The organism is Halomonas sp. CH40, assembly GCA_041875495.1.
Classification (GTDB): Bacteria; Pseudomonadota; Gammaproteobacteria; order Pseudomonadales; family Halomonadaceae; genus Vreelandella.
The window spans coordinates 2,198,914-2,219,719 of the sequence record CP112982.1 but is presented as its reverse complement, the minus strand read 5'-3'; the positions used below and the strand labels follow the sequence as shown (position 1 = coordinate 2,219,719).

Genomic DNA, 20,806 nt, shown 5'->3' with positions numbered 1-20,806 from the left:
AGGGTTAACTTGTACGGGCGACTCCTGTAAGATGCCGCCTCGCTTGATGTTGTTGTGATGTGCAGGCAACAGTGCACATTTTAGCAACCAAAAAAAATAGGGATGGTATCTGGCCTGATCAAAGGACACAGATACCCAATCAACTTTAATTGGTGATTTCATCCATGAAGACGTTCAGTGCTAAGCCGCAGTCCGTCCAGCGCGACTGGTATGTTGTCGATGCTACGGACAAGACGCTCGGTCGTCTGGCAACCGAGATTGCTCGCCGCCTGCGTGGCAAGCATAAGCCCGAATTTACACCTCACGTTGATACTGGTGACTACATTGTCGTCATCAACGCTGAGAAAGTACATGTCACGGGTAACAAGGCCAAGGCCAAGACTTACTACCGTCACACCGGTTACCCGGGTGGCCTGCGCTCCATGACGTTTGACAAGATGCTTGATCATGCGCCAGAGCGTATCATTGAGTCAGCTGTCAAAGGCATGCTGCCGAAAGGGCCGCTAGGTCGCGCCATGTACTCTAAACTTAAAGTCTATGCTGGCGCCGAGCATCCGCACACTGCACAGCAGCCGCTTGAACTGAACATTTAAGGAAATCTTCGCCATGACACAGCAGTATTACGGTACCGGGCGCCGCAAGACTTCCACCGCCCGTGTTTTCCTGAAGCCGGGTTCCGGCAAGATCACCGTGAATAACCGCGAACTGGATCAGTACTTTGGTCGCGTTACCGGTCGTATGGTGGTTCGCCAGCCGCTGGAACTTACCGATACGCTTAACCAGTTTGACGTCTACGTCACTGTTGAAGGCGGTGGTGGTTCTTCACAGGCTGGGGCGATTCGTCACGGTATTACCCGTGCGCTGATGGTCTACAATGAAGACCTGCGTCCTGCGCTGCGTGAAGCCGGTTATGTAACCCGCGATGCTCGCCAGGTTGAACGTAAGAAAGTCGGCCTTCGCAAAGCGCGTCGTCGTCCACAGTTCTCAAAGCGTTAATTCCAGCGTTATTCAGTACAACGCTCAGGTCATGCGCCTGGGCGTTTTTTTATGCAATATCATAAAGTTACATGGCATCTACCACCATGGTCAATGGCGGTTGTTCTTGTGTAATGCGCTTTGTTTTTTTAACATAGACAATATTTGATATTCGTCGTCACGGTATACTCTGGTGGCGGTACGGGTAAGCTGATGGGAGAAACCAGAAATGGCAGATAACGGCGTAAACAAAGGTCGGCGCCGCTTCCTTGTTGGTGCCACCTCCGTAGTGGGTGCGGTGGGCGCTGTTGGGGTTGCGGTTCCCTTTGTGGCTTCTTGGCAGCCTAGTGCCAAGGCAAGGGCAGCAGGTGCACCTATTCGAGCAGACATTTCCAAGCTTGAAGTCGGGCAGCGTATGACGGTGGAGTGGCGCGGTAAGCCAGTGTGGATTATCAATCGCTCTACTGAAATGATTGATCGGACTGAGGCGCTGGATACCAGCCGTCTGGCAGACCCTGATTCATCAGTGCCGCAGCAGCCTGCATATGTGACGGGCACACTGCGTTCCGTCAAGCGTGAAATCGGCGTATTGATTGGTATCTGCACACATTTGGGGTGTTCACCACTGTATCGCCCTGAACCGGATGCTGAAGGTGTAGGTGTCGACAATTGGCCGGGTGGTTTCTTCTGCCCGTGCCATGGTTCGCGCTTTGACCTGGCTGGGCGCGTCTTTACCGGTGTGCCTGCTCCCACCAACCTCGAAGTTCCGCCATACCGCTTCGAGAATGACGATTTTATTATCGTTGGCGAAGATGAGGAGGCTGCCTGATGGCTAACCCGAACAAGGCTAAAGCAGAAAGCGGTATCATGCGCTGGGTGGATGACCGCTTTCCTGCGACCCAGATGATGCAGGATCATCTGACCAAATATTATGCTCCCAAGAACTTCAACTTCCTGTACCTCTTTGGTGTGCTGGCGCTTCTGGTATTGATCAACCAGATTCTGACCGGCGTATGGCTGACCATGAGTTACAATCCTTCTGCTGAAGGTGCCTTTGCTTCTATTGAATACATCATGCGTGATGTGGAATGGGGCTGGCTGATACGCTACATGCATACGACGGGTGCATCGGCATTCTTTGTCGTTATCTATATGCACATGTTCCGTGCCTTGATGTATGGTTCTTATAAAGCGCCGCGCGAACTGGTATGGATATTTGGCATGACCATCTATCTTGCGCTGATGGCCGAAGCCTTCATGGGCTATCTGCTGCCGTGGGGTCAGATGTCTTACTGGGGCGCTCAGGTTATTATCTCACTGTTCTCTGCCATTCCGGGCATCGGCCCTGATCTTGCCCAGTGGGTGCGTGGTGACTTCCTGATCTCAGGTATTACTCTGAACCGCTTCTTTGCACTGCATGTGGTCGCGCTGCCTATCGTCATTCTGGCACTGGTTGTGCTGCATATTATTGCCCTGCATGAAGTAGGTTCCAATAACCCGGACGGTGTCGACATCAAGCAGAAGAAAGATGAAACCGGCAAGCCGCTTGATGGCATCGCTTTTCATCCTTATTACACGGTGAAAGACCTTGTCGGTATTGCCATTTTCCTGTTTGTATTCTGTATTGTGGTCTTCTACTTCCCTGAAGGCGGCGGCTACTTTATAGAGAAGCCCAACTTTGAGCCGGCTAACCCGCTTGTCACGCCTGATCATATTGCGCCTGTCTGGTATTTCACGCCGTTCTACGCGATTCTGCGTGCTATTACCTTCTCTGTATTCGGCCTTGATGCCAAGTTCCTTGGCGTGCTGTTTATGGGTGGAGCCATAGCGATACTGTTCGTACTCCCCTGGCTTGACCGTAGCCCGGTGCGTTCCATGCGCTATAAAGGCTGGATATCCAAGGTGATGCTGGCTCTTTTCTGCATCAGCTTTGTTATTCTTGGGGTGTTGGGGGTTTTACCTTCCACTGAAGGCCGCACTCTGTTAGCCCAGGCATGTACGGCCATGTATTTCGCTTTCTTCCTGCTGATGCCGATCTATACCAGGCTGGAGAAGACTAAACCCGTTCCGGAAAGGGTGACTGGCTAATGAAAAAGCAACTATTTGCACTGCTGTTTGCACTGCTTCCAATAACGGCGTTCGCTGCGGGCGGCGCCAGCGTCCCGCATTCCATGGATCCTGACTTGTCCAATAAGGCATCGCTGCAGAATGGCATGAAGTTATATGTCAACTACTGCATGGGTTGTCATTCAATGGAGCACCAGCGTTTTGCGCGCTCAGCAGCGGACATTGGAATTCCGCAGGATCTTGTCGAAGAAAACCTGATCTTTTCGCCGGATCTGGCCTTCAATGATCAAATGCAGATCGCCATGCATAGTGGAGACGGTGAGTCCTGGTTTGGTGTGGCGCCGCCTGATCTGTCGCTGATGAGCCGTCTGCGCGGAACAGACTACATCTACTCGTACCTGTTAGGTTTTTATCGGGATCCTGGGCAGCCGCTTGGCGTTAACAATACGGTGCTTCAGGCGTCGGCAATGCCTAATGTTCTGGAGCCGTTACAGGGGGTCCAGGAGATGGTGTGTGCCGAGACAAATCAGCCGGTAGAAGGACAGTCACCTGATCCATTATCTGGCAAGTATCAATCCTGTGACGTTCTGAAGGTTACCCAGCCAGGTGCCATGGAGCCAGATGAGTTTGAAGAGGCCATTTATGACCTCACCAACTTCCTGGCCTATGCGGGTGAGCCTTCCAAACTGCAGGCTCAGGCATTAGCGCCCAAAGTTCTGATCTTTATCATTATCTTTGGTGTGATAGCTTACTTCCTGAAGCGTGAGTACTGGCGCGATGTTCACTAAATGATCGTTGTTAGATATAAGTAAGAGGTAACCGAAAGGCGCACGGCATTTGCTGTGCGCCTTTCGCGTGTTGAGGCAAAGTCTGTTCCCGCTTTTACCCGCTCGCCTTGGTTGCGTGTTATGATGTCAAGTTGATTTGATGTGAGGATGATTTCATGGGTGTTGTGGCCAAACGGTCGTCGATGATCTTCTATTCGGGCAATGATGACCATTTTAGTCATCGTGTGCGTATTGTATTAGCTGAAAAAGGGGTGACGGTGGATATCGTCGATGTTAACGACGAACAGCCACCGCAGGAACTTGCTGAGCTTAACCCTTATAACAGCGTGCCGACATTGCTGGATCGCGATCTGGTGTTGTATGAATCCAAGGTGATGATGGAGTATCTGGACGAACGCTTTCCACATCCTCCGCTGTTGCCTGTTTATCCTGTGGCGCGGGCGCAAAGCCGTCTGTGGATGCACCGCGTAGAGCGTGAATGGTGCCCGCTGGTGGATACGATTCGTACGGGGAGTAAGAAAGAAGCGGATAAGGCGCGTAAGGAATTACGTGAAAGCCTGGTGGGTATTTCACCTATTTTTGAAGACATGCCTTTCTTCATGAGTGATGAATTTACCCTGGTTGACTGTTGCCTGGCACCGATTCTTTGGCGACTGCCTGAGCTGAATATCGAGCTACCTGAGAAGCAGGTGCAGCCGCTGATTGATTACATGACGCGGGTCTTTGAGCGTGAAACCTTTCAGGCAGCATTGAACGAATTTGAAAAAGAGATGCGCGCTTAACACACATTAACCGCGCCGCCCTGGAGAGTCAGGGGTGGTGCGGGCATTAAAACAGGGGAGCAAGATGCACTCTAGTCGTCCCTATCTGGCAAGAGCACTTTATGAGTGGCTGGTAGATAACGAATTAACGCCTTATTTAGTCGTCGATGCTACTTTGCCTGACGTTGAGGTGCCTCGTCAGTTCGTCCAGAACGGCCAGATTGTGCTGAATGTTGCGCCGAACGCTGTGCGTGACCTTATGATTGAAAATGATGCCATAGGGTTCAATGCCCGCTTTGGTGGCCATCCCATGCAGGTGATGATTCCTATCCCGGCCTTGATTGCCATCTATGCAAGAGAAAACGGGGCAGGTATGGTATTTGGCCATGAGCCTGAACTTGATGCACCAGAAGCTGCGTCCAGTGAGCCTGCGGGCACGGGCAAGGCAAAGGATGCTGACCAAGAGCATAAGCCCGCACTATCAATTGCTGAATCGTCTTCTGGGCTTGGTGACGGTAAAGAGCAAGGCGTTAAGTCTCAGGAAAGCAAGCAAGCTGAGACCAAAGACACCAAGAAAGGCAGTAAAAAGCCGACGTTACGTGTCATCAAGTAAAGGGTTTCCTGAATTCAGTCAGTCATAAAAAAGCCTCAGTTAACTGAGGCTTTTTTATTGGCAACAAGGTAGTGATTTTAGGGATCGGCTGAATCAGGTTAATCCAGATAGTCAAATACCTTGACAATACGCTGAACGCCACGAACGGTGGATACTTCATTGACGATCATGTCAGCTTCTGAGCGAGCGACGATGCCCATCAGGTAGACACTGGCATTTTCTGTCGTCACCTCAATCTTGGAAGAATCGATGCGGTTATTGGTTGCCAACTGACTCACTACGTTGGTGGTTATCCAGCTATCGGTCAGGCGTTGGGCGGCAGGTAAGGTGGCTGCAATGGCAAGTTCGTTATGTACCTTGCTGACGCCGCGAATGTCCTGAGTTACTTGTGTGGCGGTTGATTTAAGCTCTTCGCTGGGTACCTGGCCAACCAGTAGAACCTCACCGTTAAACGCATGCGCCTTGATTCTGGCCTGGGCAAGGCGTCTGTCGGCACGTTTAAGTGCGCTTTCCACTTCGCTGGCAATTGTATTATCAATTGCCACAACGTCGCTTGGTCGCGTGCCGTAATTATTTGGATTATGTGCCGTTTGTGTGGCGCAACCAGCTAACAGCAAAACGGCGGTGATGGCCAAAGCCAGATAAAAGCGTGATGAAGTTTTCTGTAACATATTGAAATCCCTGTAAGTATAAAACCTAAGCCAGTCTGGCTTTCAGGTGTCGTTGACGTGAATAAAGTTTCTTAATAATTAACATTCTACACGACGGCAGCCAACGGCAAGCTTTGCAACGCAAATTAAGTTTTTAAAATAACTGAGTCTGCAACAGAACTGAAGCACTTAGGCGGCTTCGCCAAAAAGTTGTTCATCAATCAAGTCGCACAAGCAGTGAATCACCAATAAATGAACTTCTTGAATACGCGCCGTTGAGGTTGCCGGCACACGAATCTCACAGTCATCCTGGCCTAACAGTGACGCCATATCACCGCCGTCCCTTCCCGTAAGGGCCACGACTGTCATGTCCCGGTCGTGGGCTGCCTGTATGGCCTGGACAATATTGGCTGAGTTACCGCTGGTTGAAATCGCCAGCAAAATATCGCCAGGCTGGCCCAGGGCGCGAATCTGCTTGGAAAAGACTTCGTTGTAGCTATATTCGTTGGCAATCGAGGTCAGCGTGGATGTGTCGGTGGTTAGCGCTAGGGCGGGCAGACTAGGCCGCTCACGTTCAAAGCGGTTAAGTAACTCCGAAGAAAAATGCTGGCTATCACCGGCGCTTCCCCCGTTACCGCAGGTAAGAATCTTACCTTCGCTTACCAGGCACTGCACCATCATCTGGCTGGCAACCTCTATAAAAGGAGGCAATACCTCACTGGCGTAGGTTTTGGTATCAATACTGGCGTTGAAATGACTGATTATCCGAGACTGAAAGTCCATCTGGCCTTCCTGTGTTTTAGCATCAAAATGCGTCAAAGGCGGCTTTGACCCATTCAAAGGAAATATTGGGAGGTGTGCCCGTGGCGGCAAGGATATCAAATCGGCAAGGACAAGACAGCGCATGTCGTGCAAGGTAGATCGTAGCTGCATGAACAAGACGGCGCTGCTTTGTTGGGGTCACGCTTTCTAACGGGTGCCCATAGCGCCAATTTTCGCGATGTTTGACTTCGACAAAAACCAGAGTGTCGCCGTCCTTCATGATCAGATCCAGCTCGCCACCTTTTACAAACTGATTGCGACCTATCAGCACCAGACCCTGCTGCTGCAACCAGTTTGCAGCGCACTGCTCAATCAGTGCGCCGCGTGCTCGTGCCGTTTGAGCGTTACGATTCACCATCAGACAGGAAATCCGGCGTCAGAATCGGAGTGGGAATGCCGTTCTGGAATTTTGCCCACGGGAGCTCACGATAAATCCTACCATCGTTTGTCAGGTTTAACTGTCCGGTAGCGCCAGACATACGCCCACTTTCGATAAAGTTCTGAATATTGGCAGCAATTTCATAGGCATCAACGCTCATGGCCATCAGTCGGAACATCGAAATTTCGCCTTCCTCACGAAAAGTGCGATAGGACTCGTAATGTGGGAGGACTTCCTCTCCGCCCACCGCCGCATCGGGAATCTGCCAGGGAATGTCGACAAAGAATACATCGTCAAGATCCTGATTTAGGCGCGGCTGCAGCGTGCCTTCATGAAGGTGCGAGGTGGCGTAAATGGGCAAATCGGATGCGTAGTAATAATCCAGCGTAGGTGGAACCTGGCGGGCATATTCGGGAAGTGCAAGTAAGAAAAGCGCATCAATATTTTCCAGCTGAGCCCGATCACCACGGACATCAAGCGCTGGTTTGACCGCATTGGCAACGGCATCATCAGGGGCATAACTGACCGCATTGGTAATGCTGCCGCCCGCATCGCTCCAGGCATCCCAGAAAGCTTCCCCCACCCGGCGCCCCCAGTCGTTGTCCGGTACCATGATAGCCATCTGGCGGTGGCCGTCAGACCAGGCGCGTTGGGCGACCTGGCGGGCTTCATCTTCTGCGGACAGCCCAAACTGAATCAGTCTCTTTGCCTGGTTACGTTCACTGCGGCCGTAGTTAAGGGCCAGAGTAGGCAAGAGCACACTTTCTTGTGTTTCAAGTGCCGTTACGTCCTGTTTGCTTAAGGGGCCGATCACAAATTCAACCCCTTGCTGGCGGGCTCTTGTATAGAGCTCATTAAGTGAGGCGTCACTGGTATCAAAAAAGCTCAGCCGGATGGCGTTATTCTGGAGGTCATGATGTGTTCTGATGACGTCTTCAATGGTTGAGGCAATGTTGCTCAGCGCGCCGGACTCTGGCAGGAAAATGCCAATATGACTTATATCGCCCACATCAGCCAAGCCAAGCTGTTCGGCGTTAAACTGATTGGATACAGCCAGCGCCCAACGCCTACGTTCCTGTAATGTCTGCAACTGGTCTGTCGCTAGACTCGGCTCATCATCAAGGATATCAGTTGCACGTAGCACTTGTTCAGGCTGATCAGCGGTTTGTGCCATGGCAGAATAGAACAGTGCCCAGCGAACCCGGTCTTCCATCAACAGGAGGCTTTCATCAATGTTGCCTGCTGTTTCAAAGGCTAATGACTGCTGACCTTGACGGGCAAAAGAGAAGGCTGCCTCCAGGCGTGTTCTGACAGCCTGTTCGGGAGCTTGCCGTTCCGCTTCGCGCAGCAGTTGCTCGGCATTGGGGGGCGCGCGGTCAACCACGTCAGGCGGTGACGGTTGGCTGGCGCAACCGGCGAGAAAAAGCGCCGTCAATACAATGCTAAATAAGCCACGATATAACTGTTTCATGTATCCTTCCTTAGTTTTCAATGGCGCTACCGCTTTATGGGTGGTACATAAATTAATGGTATACAACAGGTGACGACGCAAGGGTTAACCGGCTTTTAATACACGCGTCGCGCTGTCAGAAGCTGCCATCAACAAATCCGTTTATGACGTCATTTGTCTTAAATAAGTCTGCTCAGGAGTGATGATGACGAAGGTGAAGCTGAACGCAGCATCTCAAGGTACATTGTACGTGGTTGCAACACCAATTGGGAATTTGGAAGACCTTTCCGCACGGGCAGTCAGAGTGCTGGGTAGCGTGTCCTTGATTGCGGCAGAAGATACCCGTCATACCGGCCGGCTACTGACGCATCTGGGTATCAATGTTGCCATGCTGTCCTTGCATGATCATAACGAAAAACAGCGCCTTGAGCAGCTTGATGCTTATTTGCTGGCAGGTCAGAGCATTGCATTGGTGAGCGATGCCGGAACGCCATTGATCAGTGACCCCGGTTTTACCCTTGTTCACGAGTTGCGAGCACGTGGGCGCACCATTGTGCCTGTACCGGGCGCATCGGCTTTGATAACTGCACTGAGTGCTGCTGGTATTGCAACTGATCGTTTTACTTTCAATGGCTTTTTGCCTGCCAAGCCCAAGGCGCGCCTTCAGGCGTTGGAGGCGATCAAACCGCGTGAAGAGACCCAAGTGTTCTATGAATCACCTCACCGCATCATGCATACCCTGGCGGCTATGGCCGAGGTGCTTGACCAGCGCCGTGTCGTGGTGGCCCGAGAGCTGACTAAAACCTTTGAAACGTTTCTGTCAGGTTCGCCAGCAGCTTTGCTGGCAGAAATGCACAGCGACCCCAATCAGGCGCGAGGTGAATTTGTCATCATGATTGAAGGAGCACCAACCAGTGAACCGCAAACAGCGTTGGCTTTTTCTGAGGATGTGTTGCTGGAAGCCCTGCTTGGTGAGGGCGTTGGCGTCAAGCAGGGAGCTGCTGTGGCCGCGCGTTTGCTCGGTGGGCGCAAGCAAAACTGGTATACAAAATTGCAGGCAATCAAAAGCGGTGATTGAGGCAGAGCGGGGGCGCTGGTATGCTTGCGCTCGGAGTTGGCCAGACAGTCGCCGCCGCGCCTTGTGTGCGGGGGAGGAAAGTCCGGGCTCCATAGGGCAGAGTGCCAGGTAACGCCTGGGCGGCGTGAGCCGACGGAAAGTGCAGCAGAGAGTAGACCGCCTAAGCCTTTCGAGGCCGGTAAGGGTGAAAGGGTGCGGTAAGAGCGCACCGCACGGCTGGTAACAGTGCGTGGCAAGGTAAACCCCACTCGGAGCAAGACCAAATAGGGACCCAATGGCGTGGCCCGCGCTGGGTCCGGGTAGGTTGCTTGAGCGCTGCGGTGACGTAGCGCCTAGAGGAATGGCTGTCTTAGACAGAACCCGGCTTATCGGCCGACTCCCCCTCTTTTTTGATCAATAACATATTAATATGTAAACAATGTTTGCATATGCCACGCTTGTCTTTGCTGACGGGTATCGTGTTCATTTTAAGTGTGAGAACCAGATGTCATCACCCGAAGCGGGAACTACCGCTGACCCCTTTCGTCATACCAGTGTACTGCTGCACGGTGCTATTGACGCTCTGGTGCAGGATCCAAATGGCGTCTATCTTGATGGCACCTTTGGACGTGGGGGGCACTCGCGGCTGATTCTGGAACATTTGAACCCTGACGGGCGTCTTATAGCCCTCGATCGAGACCCCGAAGCCATCAAGGCTGGACAACAAATTACGGATCAACGTTTTTTGCTGGTACAACGTGATTTTGCCCGTTTAGGTGAAGTGGCGAGAGAGCAGGGCGTTCACGGTCAGCTATCCGGCGTCCTGTTGGATATTGGCGTTTCTTCACCACAGCTTGATGATCCCTCACGTGGGTTCAGTTTCATGCGCGATGGCCCTCTGGATATGCGTATGGATCCTACCCAGGGTGAAAGCGCTGCTGAATTTCTGGCCCATGCCCGTGAGGCGGAAATTGCCCGAGTGTTCAAAACCTACGGCGAAGAGCGTTTTGCCAAGCGGTTGGCCCGTGCGGTGGTTGATCGGCGTTCACAGCGGCCTTTCACGCATACGCTGGATCTGGCCGAGGTTCTGAAAACCGCGCATCCAGCCTGGGAAAAGGGCCGCCACCCTGCCACCAAGGCTTTTCAAGGGTTGAGAATTTTTCTTAATGGTGAACTGGAGCAACTGGATGCCGCTCTTGACGAGGCGCTTGAAGCATTGGCACCCGGCGGGCTTCTTGTAGTGATCAGTTTTCACTCTCTGGAAGATCGCCGGGTAAAACGTTTTATTCGCTATCACGTCCGCGGGGATACTCATCTGCCCCGCGGTGTGCCGATCCGAGACGATCAGTTGAACCGTCGCCTGGAAGCCGTTGGTAAAAGCCAGCGGCCCAACGCAGTGGAAGTCGCCGACAACCCGCGCGCCCGCAGTGCTGTGATGCGAGTCGCCAGAAAACGAGCTTAGACATGGAGAAAGTTGGCCTTGGACAATGGATTATGTCGATGCGTACAGAGTGGCCCTTTCGCCTGCACCTGGGGCTGTGGCCCATTCTGACGTGCCTGCTTTTTGCGGCCTGTTTGACGACTGGGTTAGCCATTGTCGCTACTACCCATCAAACGCGTATGCAGTTTGCTGAATGGCAGCGTCTGAATCAGGAAAAAAACCAGCTCAATACAGAGTGGGGGCAGTTGCTGCTCGAGGAGAGCACCTGGTCATCTCCCGTGCGCATTGAGCGTATCTCTGCTGAGCGCCTGGATATGCGCATTCCCGATGTACATGATGTTGAGGTGATCCAGCCGTGACAGTGCAATCTAACCGCGACGTCAGGCGCAACGCTCCGGTGGCTTCGCCACTGCGCGGTGGGCGGTTTCTCCTGGTGGTTGTGGCAATCCTGCTAGTGGCGGCTGTATTGATTGGGCGTGTCACGCTGTTGCAGTTGGTTGACCGACCTTTTTTGCAAAGCCAGGGCGATGCGCGAACCCTGCGTCACGAGACCATTCCCGCCCATCGCGGAATGATCACGGATCGCAACGGTGAGCCGCTGGCTATTTCCACGCCCGTGGTGACGCTCTGGGCGAACCCCCAGGAGTTGCCTGAGGATGGCATTCAGCAAGTTGTACTGGCCCGTGAGTTAGGGATCGGCCTGGACGCGCTTCAGGCACGTATTGAACGCTTTAGTGAACACGAATTCATGTACCTGCGCCGCCATATGACGCCTGACGATGCACAGCGCGTGCTTGATTTGCGTATGTCCGGTGTTTATTCCCGTCCGGAGTACAAACGTTACTATCCAGCCGGTGAGGTGGCAGCCCAGATATTAGGGGTCACCAATGTGGATGATCAGGGGCAGGAGGGCATGGAGCTTGCCTACCAGCCCTACCTCGCCGGACATACCGGCCAGAGGCGGATCATTCAGGATCGTCGTGGTCGTCTGGTCAGGGAGTTAGGGGTGGTCAAGGAAGCCCAGCCTGGCGGCGAATTGGTGCTATCGATTGACCAGCGCCTGCAGTATATGGCGTACCGGGAATTGCGCAGCGCGGTGCTGGAAAACGAGGCTGACGGCGGTGTTGCCATCATGATGGACGTGCGCAATGGCGAAGTGCTGGCCATGGCCAATTATCCGTCTTATAACCCCAATAATCGCGCTGGGCTTGACCCGCAAGGGTTACGCAACCAGGCAGTCGTGGACGTGTTTGAACCAGGTTCGGTCATGAAACCGTTGGCGATGATGGCCGTGCTGGAAAGCGGCCAATTTTCGCCCGACAAGGTCATTGATACCTCGCCTGGGTGGATGCGTATTGACCGGTTTACCATTCGTGATATTCGTAACTACGGCAAACTGGATTTTTCCGGTATCCTGGAAAAATCATCCAATATTGGTATGTCGAAACTGGCGCTGCAGATGCCTGATACGGCCATTTGGGAAAAATATAATCAACTGGGTCTGGGGCAGGCGCCAGGCACCGGCTTTCCTGGTGAGTCCGCAGGCAGCTTGCCTGCACCGATTCACTGGTCGCGTAGCGAAAGGGCGGCACTTTCTTACGGATACGGGCTATCTGTATCGCCTTTGCAGCTGGCGAGCGCCTACACGGCCATTGCCAACAAGGGCATACGCATGTCGCCTTCCTTGCTGCGCTTGAACGATACTCCGCAAGGGACTCAAGCAGTGGCATCAGGTGTTGCAGAACAGCTTCTCGGCCTTCTGGAAACGTCGGTAGGCCCCAATACGGGCGGGCGGCGCGCCAGAGTGGAAGGTTATCGCGTTGCAGGCAAAACAGGGACGGTGCGCAAAACAGACGCGTCAGGCTATTCACAAACCGCATATCGGAGTGTTTTTGCGGGTATTGCGCCGGTTTCCGACCCCAGAGTGGTCACGGTTATCATGATTGATCATCCCAAAGCTGGTGATATTTACGGCGGCGCCGTCGCGGCCCCGGTGTTTTCGAGCATCACTGGCAACGCACTACGCCTGCTGGACGTGCCACCCGATGATGAATCAATTTAACAAGGAAATGCTATGACAATACCCTCTCGCGATCTCATACAGGCATTGCAGCAGGTCTGGCCCGGTTCGCAACTGCCTGAAATGTTGCCCGAATTGCCTGATCATGTGCGCCTGGTAACCGATTCGCGCAGGGTGCAGTCAGGCGATGTTTTTGTAGCAATACCCGGAAGCCAGCAGGATGGGCGTGATTTCATTGATGCTGCCGTTGAGGCAGGGGCTGCACTGATATTGAGCCACACACGTAATAGTGAGGTTACCTGTGAAGGTGCGGTTTTGACCCTGCCGCACCTTTCTCTGCGCCTGGGTGAATTGGGGCGTACGTTGTTTGATGTGCCTGAAGGACTCGATGTGATTGCGGTGACCGGCACCAACGGCAAAAGCTCGGTGACCCATTACATCGCCGAGCTGAGCGACCGTTTAGGGACGCCGGCCGGTGTGATCGGAACCCTGGGGGTTGGGCGCAGTGGCGCGCTTGCAGAGAGTGGCCTGACAACCCCTGGCCCGCTGGCACTGCAGGCCACCCTGGGTAGCCTGGCTGCACAAGGGGTCAAGCGTGTGGCGCTGGAGGCATCTTCCCATGCGCTTGACCAGAATCGTCTTGATGCCGTTGATGTCAGGGTCGGGGTGTTTACCAACCTGAGCCGCGACCATCTGGACTACCACGGCAGCATGGCGGCCTATGCGGCGGCCAAGGCCAAGCTGTTCCGTCGGGCGGAGCTGTCGCTGGCGGTAGTGAATGGTGACGATCCGCTGGCCCGCCTGATGCTTTCCGGTTGCGCTGAAAAGGTGCGTGTCCTGGCCAGCGGCCAGGATGAGGCGGTGACCCTCAGAGTGTTGGAATGGCACCCGCATGCTGACGGCCAGCAGGCGGTTATTGCCACACCGGATGAAGAGAAAGTGCTGGATCTTGCGCTGATGGGGCGCTTCAACCTGGATAACGTCTTGCTGGCCATGGCAACGCTTTATGGTCTGGGTGAAACAATTGATGATCTGGTAGCCGCGGCCAAAACGCTCAAGCCTGTGCCAGGTCGCATGGAGCTCTATCGTCAGCCGGGCGCCCCGAGCGTGGTGGTTGACTATGCACATACGTCCGACGCCCTGCATAATGCCCTGGTGGCATTGAATGCCCATCTGGGTCGCAAGGCCAGACTGTGGTGCGTGTTCGGCTGTGGAGGAGACCGGGATGTTGGTAAGCGGGCCGAAATGGCCAAAGAAGCCGAGCAACATGCAGAGATCGCTGTGGTGACAGATGATAATCCGCGCAAGGAAGCCCCTGAGACAATTCGTGCAATGATCATGGCAGGCTTCAGTGACGCCAGTATTGCTGACGAGAAGGTGGTGGAGATTGCTGATCGCCGTCAGGCCATTGCCTACGCGGTGGCTCAGGCAGCTAGTGACGATGTCATCCTGGTGGCCGGTAAAGGGCACGAAGCGTATCAGGAAATCAATGACGTGCGGCATCCCTACCTGGACAGCGAAGAGGTACGAAAGGCACTGGCAAGGCGGAATGACGCATGCAATTGACGCTGGGAGAAATTGCCAAGGCAGTGGGTGGGAAATGCCCTCCAGGCGCTGCAGAGCAAAAGATAACCTCGGTGGTCACCGATTCCCGCCATATCGTGCCAGGCTGCCTGTTTGTGGCACTCAAGGGCGAACGCTTTGACGGCCATGCCTATGTAGACGAGGCGTTCAGACAGGGGGCTGGCGCGGCGCTGGTCTCAGAGCATGTGGACAGCCCTGAAAATTTTCAGCTGGTATGTGCGGATACCCGCCTGGCGCTGGGTCTGCTGGCACGCTACTGGCGTCAGCAGTGGTCATCCGGGCCGCTGGTGGCGATAACCGGTAACAGTGGCAAGACAACCGTCAAGGAAGTGAGCGCAGCGCTGCTGCAGGCACTGGGGCCGGTACACGCGACGCGTGGTAATCTTAACAACGATTTTGGAGCTCCCCTGACCTTGCTCGGGTTGAGTGAGCAACATCGTGCGGCGGTGGTGGAGCTGGGTGCCAACCATATTGGTGAAATTGCCTGGACGACCCTGCTGACCCAGCCTCGGGTGGCTGTCATCACCAATGTCACCGGTGCTCATGTGGGTGAATTTGGCGGTATGGGCATGATTGCCCAGGCGAAAGGCGAAATTCTCAATGGATTGCCCACCGATGGTGTGGCGGTTCTGAACCACGATGACCATTACTTTCCATTCTGGCAGCAGTGTGCATTGCCGCGTCGAATCATCAGTTTTGGTTTTCATCCTGCGGCTGATGTCACCGCTACTTCACTGACCTGTGACCCTGAAGGGCGTTATGGCTTTGAACTTCGTTGGCAAGGCAAGGTCTTGGGTAGGGTCTCGCTGGCATTGATCGGCCGTCATAATGTGCTCAATGCGCTGGCATCAGCTGCCGTCGCGCTGAGTCTTGAGATAGCACCAGACGATGTGGTCAAACGGTTGAGTGATTTGCAGTCGCTGCCGGGGCGGTTGAACCTGGTGCCGGGGGTGAGAGGAAGCCGGTTGCTGGATGACTCCTACAACGCTAATCCCGGAGCCGTTAAGGCTGCGCTGGATACGCTGATGAGTTTTTCCGGGCCGCGCTGGTGCGCGCTGGGCGCCATGGGGGAGTTAGGCACGGAATCTGCGGCGCTGCATGCTGAGGTGGGGGCTTATGCCGCCGCAGCCGGAGTAGATACGTTGGTAACGCTAGGGGATGCAGCGCAGGCTGCTAGTCAGGCATTCGGCAGTGGTAAACATTTCGATGACTATGCTGATTTACAGACATATCTCGTTGAACACCTGCCATCAGATGCCAATCTGTTGATCAAAGGCTCTCGTAGTGCAGGGATGGAGCGACTGATCGCCGCCCTGCGCGTAGATAAAAAATAAGGTAACCGCCGCTCATGTTATTTCATTTGGCGAATTTTCTAAGTCAGTTCCAAAGCGCATTTCAGGTCTTTAACTATCTGACATTACGCGTCATTCTCGCCGCCTTGACGGCTTTACTGCTGTGTCTATGGCTTGGCCCCTGGGTCATTCGTCGTCTGGTGGAAGGGCAGATTGGCCAGGCCATTCGTGATGATGGCCCGCAATCACATCTCTCCAAGGCAGGAACGCCTACCATGGGCGGTGCGATGATCCTGATTGCCATGGCAGTCAGTACCCTTTTATGGGGCGACCTGACCAATCTATATGTGTGGATTGTGTTGGGCGTTACGCTCGGTTTCGGCGCCGTTGGCTGGGTGGATGACTATCGCAAGGTAGTTGAAAAGAACCCACGGGGTCTGCCGGCACGCTGGAAATATTTCTGGCAATCGGTGGTCGGGCTTGGGGCGGCGGTTGTTCTTTACTGGACAGCCAGCACGCCGGTTGAAACCAGTTTGCTGGTGCCACTGTTCAAGGATTTTGTGCTGCCGTTAGGCGTTTTTTACATCGTTCTGACCTACTTTGTGATTGTTGGTAGCTCCAATGCGGTCAACCTGACCGATGGCCTGGACGGGCTGGCAATCATGCCGACTGTGTTGGTCGCGATGGGGTTGTCGATCTTTGCCTACGCGAGTGGCAACGCTGTCTTTGCCAACTATCTGCATATTCCCTTTATTACCGGCACCGGTGAGCTGGCAGTGTTCTGTGCCACCATCGCTGGCGCGGGGCTGGGATTTTTGTGGTTCAACACCTATCCGGCCCAGGTGTTTATGGGCGATGTTGGGGCGCTGGCGCTGGGGGCGGCCCTGGGGGTGGTCGCGGTTATCGTACGCCAGGAAATTGTCCTGTTTATCATGGGCGGCATTTTCGTGCTGGAAACCATCTCCGTCATTCTTCAGGTAGGTTCTTACAAGCTGACTGGCCGGCGCATCTTCCGTATGGCACCGCTGCATCATCATTACGAGCTGAAAGGCTGGCCTGAACCGCGGGTTATCGTGCGCTTCTGGATCATCACTGTCGTGCTGGTGCTGTTGGGGCTGGCCACCCTGAAGATCCGCTAGGAGACCCAGATGCTGCGTATTCCCCAAGGAACAACGCTGGTGGTAGGGCTAGGGGTGTCCGGTCAGGCGATCTGCCGCCATCTGGCCCGGTTGGGCAGACCTTTCATGATTGCCGATACCCGCAATAAGCCCCCTGGGCTTGAAACCATAAAACAGCGTTATCCTGAGGTTGAGGTTTACTGTGGGCCGCTGACCGGACTGGATCTTCAGGAGGCTGAGGAGGTGGTGCTTAGCCCAGGCGTTGACCCGGGTACGCCAGGCCTTGAAGGCTTGCAGGAGACGATCAATCCGCGCACGGGTGAACCTCGCCTGGTGGGTGAAATCGCCCTGTTCAAACGCGCTGCCAAAGCGCCGGTTGTGGCGATTACCGGTTCCAATGCCAAATCTACCGTCACCACCCTGGTGGGTGAAATGGCACAGGCCTCGGGTATCAAGGCGGCGGTAGGTGGCAATTTGGGAACGGCGGCTCTGGATTTACTGGCAGATTGCCCCCACGCGGAGCTTTATATTCTGGAGCTTTCCAGCTTCCAGTTGGAAACCAAACCCGCGCTTGGCGCGTTATGCAGCGTGTTTCTCAACCTGAGTGAAGACCATCTTGATCGCCATGCTGGAATGAATGCTTATGGCGCTGCCAAGCGGCGCATTTTTATTGACGCATCCAGCGCTGTCGTCAACGGTGATGATCCGGCGACCTGGCCTGAAGCAGGGCATACGCCGCCAAACATCAGCCGGTTTACCCGCGGCACCCCCGGGCAAGGCAATCAGTGGGGGCTGGGCAAGCAAGATGGCGAGGTGCTGCTGATGCAGGGCCAGCACCCATGGATAAGGGCCAGTGAGCTGGGCATGAGCGGTGAGCACAACCTCCTCAATGCGCTGGCAGCACTGGCCGTTGGTGAACACTGCGGTTTCAAGCGCGATGCCATGCTGCAGGTGCTGCGTGATTTCAAAGGTCTGCGTCATCGTAGTCAGCACGTGGCAAAGGTCAATGGCGTGACCTGGATTAATGATTCCAAAGGCACCAATGTAGGAGCCACTCTGGCCGCCATTCAAGGTATCGGCCCGCAGCTTAACGGCAAGCTGATTTTGCTGGCAGGCGGAGTCGGCAAGGGCGCGGATTTTTCGCCCCTGGCTGATCCCCTGGCCGCTTACGCCCGTCAGGTGCTGCTGTTTGGCAGAGATGCCGAGCAGCTTGAAAAAGCTTTGGGTGAGCATATCGAAACCCACCTTATGGATGACTTGCCAGACGCCATGCAAGCTGCCTATGAGCTGGCCCAGCCGGGTGATTGCGTGCTGCTGTCTCCGGCCTGTGCAAGCCTTGATCAATTTATTGATTATCAGCAGCGTGGCGATGTGTTTTGTCAATGGATTGAAAGCAGGCAACGCCCGGCCGGAGGGCCATCATGAAGCCAATGTTCAAGCAGCTGCATGCCAAGGTCACCACCCGTCATCTTAGCTGCGATATCTGGCTGGTCATGACGGCAGCGGCCCTGGCGGCCATCGGTTGGGTAATGGTCAGCTCAGCCTCGATTGGCCTGCTTGACAACAGCTACCACTATGCCCGTCAACACGGTTTGTACCTGGCAATATCGCTAATGGCCACTGTGCTGGTGGTCAGCCTGCCAACAGAGGCCTGGCGCCAGAATGCTGGCTTGTTGATGGTGATCAGTATCGTGATGTTGCTGCTGGTGCTGTTTATTGGTCAGGAGGTGAACGGCAGTACCCGCTGGATTGCTCTGCCAGGGCCGCTGCCCAGTATCCAGGTGTCCGAGTTTGGCAAGTTGGGGTTGATCGTTTATATGGCGGCATTCATGAGCCGATTTGCGCTTGAGTTACGCCAGCATCACTTGAGTATCATGCGCCCGTTAATGATTCTGGCGGTTCCAGGGGTGTTGCTGCTCAAGGCGCCGGATTTCGGAGGGCTAGTGGTTTATACCGTCTGTGTGATCGGGATGCTGGTCATGGCGGGGGCGTCTCTGGTGATTATTGTCGGCATCACTATTCTGTTGGGCGCTGCCTTTGCTCTTTTGGTGGTTATGGAGCCTTATCGACTGGCGCGCTGGACGAGTTTTCTTGACCCCTGGGCTGATCAGTTTGCCACCGGTTATCAGCTGACCCAGGCGTTGATTGCCTTTGGTCGTGGTCAGGTGACCGGCACCGGGCTGGGGAACAGCGTGCAAAAGCTCCACTACCTGCCTGAGGCGCATACCGATTTTATCTTCGCTGTACTGGCGGAAGAGATGGGCATGTTGGGAGCGATCAGCCTGATCATTCTGTTCACCCTGTTTGTTTTGCGCGCTTTGCTGATTGCCCGGCGCGCAGAGCTTGCCGGGCATCTGTTTGGCGCTTATGTGGCTTACGGCATTGCTTTCGTGATTGCTGCCCAGGCTTTTATCAATATGGCCGTCAGCTCCGGCCTGCTGCCGACCAAGGGCTTGACCCTGCCCTTGATCAGTTATGGTGGGTCAAGCCTTCTGGTAACGGGCGTGATGATCGGGCTTTTATTACGTATCGATGTGGAAACACGCCAGCGCCCGAAGCGTGCCCCCATCGCCAGGCCGATGCGTCGCCAGCCACGGCTTTGATGACGCTATTAATGATAATGCCCCAATGATGATGGAGACTGATGATGACGGCAGGACAGCGCGTATTGATTATGGCAGGGGGAACCGGCGGGCATGTCATTCCCGCGCTGTCGCTTGCCAAGGCGCTGCGCCAGCAGGGTGTGGAAGTGGAGTGGCTGGGAAGCCCGCGAGGAATTGAAAACCAGCTGGTCCCAGCCGCGGGAATTACGCTGCACCAGCTGAAAATCAGTGGCCTGCGTGGCAATGGTCTGGCGGGCTGGTTGAAGGCACCGGTGAACATCTGTCGAGCAGTGGGTGAGGCGCGGCGCATTATTCGCCACTTCAACCCGGATGTGGTGGTTGGTCTGGGAGGTTTTGCCAGCGGGCCGGGGGGCATCGCCGCCTGGCTGACCCGCACCCCTCTGGTCATCCACGAACAGAACGCAGTAGCGGGGCTTACCAATCGGGTCTTGAGCTATCTGGCTAAAAAAACCTACGCGGCCTTCCCTCAGGCGTTTGGATCGCGGGCGGAAGTGATCGGCAATCCGGTACGCGATGAGATTGCAGTACTCGGCGAGCATCCCCGTCAGGCGGAGGACATGCGCGGCCGGCCTCTGCGCCTTCTGGTCGTGGGTGGCTCCCTGGGAGCTGTCGCGCTGAATGAACGTCTGGCCCCGGCGCTGGCTGAACTGCAAGTAGCCATTCGCCCTGAGGTCTGGCATCAGGCGGGTAAGAATCGTGAAGAGGCTACCCGTGAGCGCTATGCCGAATACGCTGTTGACGCCCGGGTGAGTGCTTTTATCGATGATATGGCGGCGGCCTATCAATGGGCCGACCTGGTGGTCTGCCGCTCGGGCGCTTTGACCGTTGCCGAGTTGGCCGCCGCCGCTAAACCAGCCTTGTTTGTGCCTTTTCCCCATGCGGTCGATGATCATCAGACGGTCAACGCCCAGGCGCTGGTCAGCGAATCAGCAGCGGTCTGCGTGATACAGTCTGAATTGACCCAGGAACGTTTGCTGAGTGAACTTAAACAACTGTTATCCCCTGATGTGCTGGCAGCCAAAGCGGCCAATGCACGTCGGGCGGCTTATCTGGATGCGACAGAGCGGCTGATGCAAGGCTGTTTAATGCTTGCTGACAAGGAGCATATGCGTGACTGAAGAAAAACTATCGGAAGCTTCCCCGTCAGGCCGTATCAGTGGCCCTG

General features: G+C 54.8%; 21 protein-coding genes and 1 other RNA gene. 18 read left to right on the top strand and 4 right to left on the bottom strand.

What is annotated here, in order from left to right; all coding sequences use genetic code 11:
• Positions 1-164: 164 nt before the first annotated feature.
• The 7 genes from rplM (at position 165) to OR573_10205 (ending at position 5,204) form a co-directional block, all read left to right on the top strand.
• Positions 165-593, top strand: a complete 429-nt coding sequence (gene rplM / locus OR573_10235) for a 50S ribosomal protein L13 (GenBank protein ID XGA78888.1) — start codon at positions 165-167, stop codon at positions 591-593.
• Positions 594-606: 13 nt separating this feature from the next.
• On the top strand, positions 607-996 hold the full coding sequence (gene rpsI, locus OR573_10230) for a 30S ribosomal protein S9 (GenBank protein ID XGA78887.1): 390 nt from the start codon (positions 607-609) through the stop codon (positions 994-996).
• A gap of 208 nt (positions 997-1,204) precedes the next feature.
• On the top strand, positions 1,205-1,804 hold the full coding sequence (gene petA / locus OR573_10225; protein ID XGA78886.1) for a ubiquinol-cytochrome c reductase iron-sulfur subunit: 600 nt from the start codon (positions 1,205-1,207) through the stop codon (positions 1,802-1,804).
• On the top strand, positions 1,804-3,063 hold the full coding sequence (locus tag OR573_10220; GenBank protein XGA78885.1) for a cytochrome bc complex cytochrome b subunit: 1,260 nt from the start codon (positions 1,804-1,806) through the stop codon (positions 3,061-3,063). Before petA ends, OR573_10220 begins: the two co-directional genes overlap by 1 nt.
• Positions 3,063-3,830 (top strand): cytochrome c1, encoded by a 768-nt coding sequence (locus OR573_10215; GenBank protein XGA78884.1) that lies wholly within the window; start codon positions 3,063-3,065, stop codon positions 3,828-3,830. The genes OR573_10220 and OR573_10215 overlap by 1 nt, the downstream gene beginning before the upstream one ends.
• Before the next feature lie 155 nt (positions 3,831-3,985).
• The gene (gene sspA / locus OR573_10210; GenBank protein ID XGA78883.1) at positions 3,986-4,612 is read left to right on the top strand and encodes a stringent starvation protein A; all 627 of its coding nucleotides are present in this window, start codon (positions 3,986-3,988) and stop codon (positions 4,610-4,612) included.
• 64 nt (positions 4,613-4,676) lie between these two features.
• A complete protein-coding gene (locus OR573_10205) occupies positions 4,677-5,204 on the top strand; it encodes a ClpXP protease specificity-enhancing factor (GenBank protein ID XGA78882.1) in 528 nt (175 codons plus the stop codon).
• A 98-nt stretch (positions 5,205-5,302) separates the two neighbouring features.
• Here the strand turns inward: OR573_10205 and OR573_10200 are convergent, their stop codons facing one another.
• From OR573_10200 to OR573_10185, 4 genes are all read right to left on the bottom strand, one after another.
• The gene (locus OR573_10200) at positions 5,303-5,875 is read right to left on the bottom strand and encodes a BON domain-containing protein (protein XGA78881.1); all 573 of its coding nucleotides are present in this window, start codon (positions 5,873-5,875) and stop codon (positions 5,303-5,305) included.
• A gap of 168 nt (positions 5,876-6,043) precedes the next feature.
• Positions 6,044-6,637 (bottom strand): phosphoheptose isomerase, encoded by a 594-nt coding sequence (locus OR573_10195; GenBank protein ID XGA78880.1) that lies wholly within the window; start codon positions 6,635-6,637, stop codon positions 6,044-6,046.
• 22 nt (positions 6,638-6,659) lie between these two features.
• Positions 6,660-7,034, bottom strand: coding sequence for a YraN family protein (locus OR573_10190; GenBank protein XGA78879.1), 375 nt, complete (start codon positions 7,032-7,034; stop codon positions 6,660-6,662).
• Positions 7,021-8,526: a penicillin-binding protein activator gene (locus tag OR573_10185; GenBank protein XGA78878.1), complete on the bottom strand. Its 1,506-nt coding sequence runs from the start codon at positions 8,524-8,526 to the stop codon at positions 7,021-7,023. The genes OR573_10190 and OR573_10185 overlap by 14 nt, the downstream gene beginning before the upstream one ends.
• A 199-nt stretch (positions 8,527-8,725) precedes the next feature.
• Between OR573_10185 and rsmI the strand changes: the two genes are divergently transcribed.
• The 11 genes from rsmI (at position 8,726) to murG (ending at position 20,759) form a co-directional block, all read left to right on the top strand.
• Positions 8,726-9,583, top strand: coding sequence for a 16S rRNA (cytidine(1402)-2'-O)-methyltransferase (gene rsmI / locus OR573_10180; protein ID XGA81724.1), 858 nt, complete (start codon positions 8,726-8,728; stop codon positions 9,581-9,583).
• Between the two features lie 32 nt (positions 9,584-9,615).
• Positions 9,616-9,967: RNase P RNA component class A (gene rnpB, locus OR573_10175), an RNA gene on the top strand.
• A gap of 100 nt (positions 9,968-10,067) precedes the next feature.
• Positions 10,068-11,024 (top strand): 16S rRNA (cytosine(1402)-N(4))-methyltransferase RsmH, encoded by a 957-nt coding sequence (rsmH, locus tag OR573_10170; protein XGA78877.1) that lies wholly within the window; start codon positions 10,068-10,070, stop codon positions 11,022-11,024.
• 38 nt (positions 11,025-11,062) lie between these two features.
• Complete coding sequence (gene ftsL / locus OR573_10165) at positions 11,063-11,362, top strand: cell division protein FtsL (protein ID XGA81723.1); 300 nt, start codon at positions 11,063-11,065, stop codon at positions 11,360-11,362.
• A gap of 2 nt (positions 11,363-11,364) precedes the next feature.
• Positions 11,365-13,065, top strand: a complete 1,701-nt coding sequence (locus tag OR573_10160) for a penicillin-binding transpeptidase domain-containing protein (protein ID XGA81722.1) — start codon at positions 11,365-11,367, stop codon at positions 13,063-13,065.
• Between the two features lie 12 nt (positions 13,066-13,077).
• Entirely contained in the window at positions 13,078-14,589 is a 1,512-nt protein-coding gene (locus tag OR573_10155; GenBank protein XGA78876.1) for a UDP-N-acetylmuramoyl-L-alanyl-D-glutamate--2,6-diaminopimelate ligase, read from the top strand.
• On the top strand, positions 14,580-15,941 hold the full coding sequence (locus tag OR573_10150) for a UDP-N-acetylmuramoyl-tripeptide--D-alanyl-D-alanine ligase (protein ID XGA78875.1): 1,362 nt from the start codon (positions 14,580-14,582) through the stop codon (positions 15,939-15,941). The genes OR573_10155 and OR573_10150 overlap by 10 nt, the downstream gene beginning before the upstream one ends.
• Positions 15,942-15,955: 14 nt before the next feature.
• A complete protein-coding gene (gene mraY / locus OR573_10145) occupies positions 15,956-17,038 on the top strand; it encodes a phospho-N-acetylmuramoyl-pentapeptide-transferase (GenBank protein XGA78874.1) in 1,083 nt (360 codons plus the stop codon).
• Positions 17,039-17,047: 9 nt separating this feature from the next.
• Positions 17,048-18,442: a UDP-N-acetylmuramoyl-L-alanine--D-glutamate ligase gene (murD, locus tag OR573_10140; protein XGA78873.1), complete on the top strand. Its 1,395-nt coding sequence runs from the start codon at positions 17,048-17,050 to the stop codon at positions 18,440-18,442.
• Positions 18,439-19,620 (top strand): putative lipid II flippase FtsW, encoded by a 1,182-nt coding sequence (gene ftsW / locus OR573_10135; GenBank protein ID XGA78872.1) that lies wholly within the window; start codon positions 18,439-18,441, stop codon positions 19,618-19,620. Before murD ends, ftsW begins: the two co-directional genes overlap by 4 nt.
• Before the next feature lie 41 nt (positions 19,621-19,661).
• On the top strand, positions 19,662-20,759 hold the full coding sequence (gene murG / locus OR573_10130; GenBank protein ID XGA78871.1) for an undecaprenyldiphospho-muramoylpentapeptide beta-N-acetylglucosaminyltransferase: 1,098 nt from the start codon (positions 19,662-19,664) through the stop codon (positions 20,757-20,759).
• Positions 20,760-20,806: the final 47 nt, after the last annotated feature.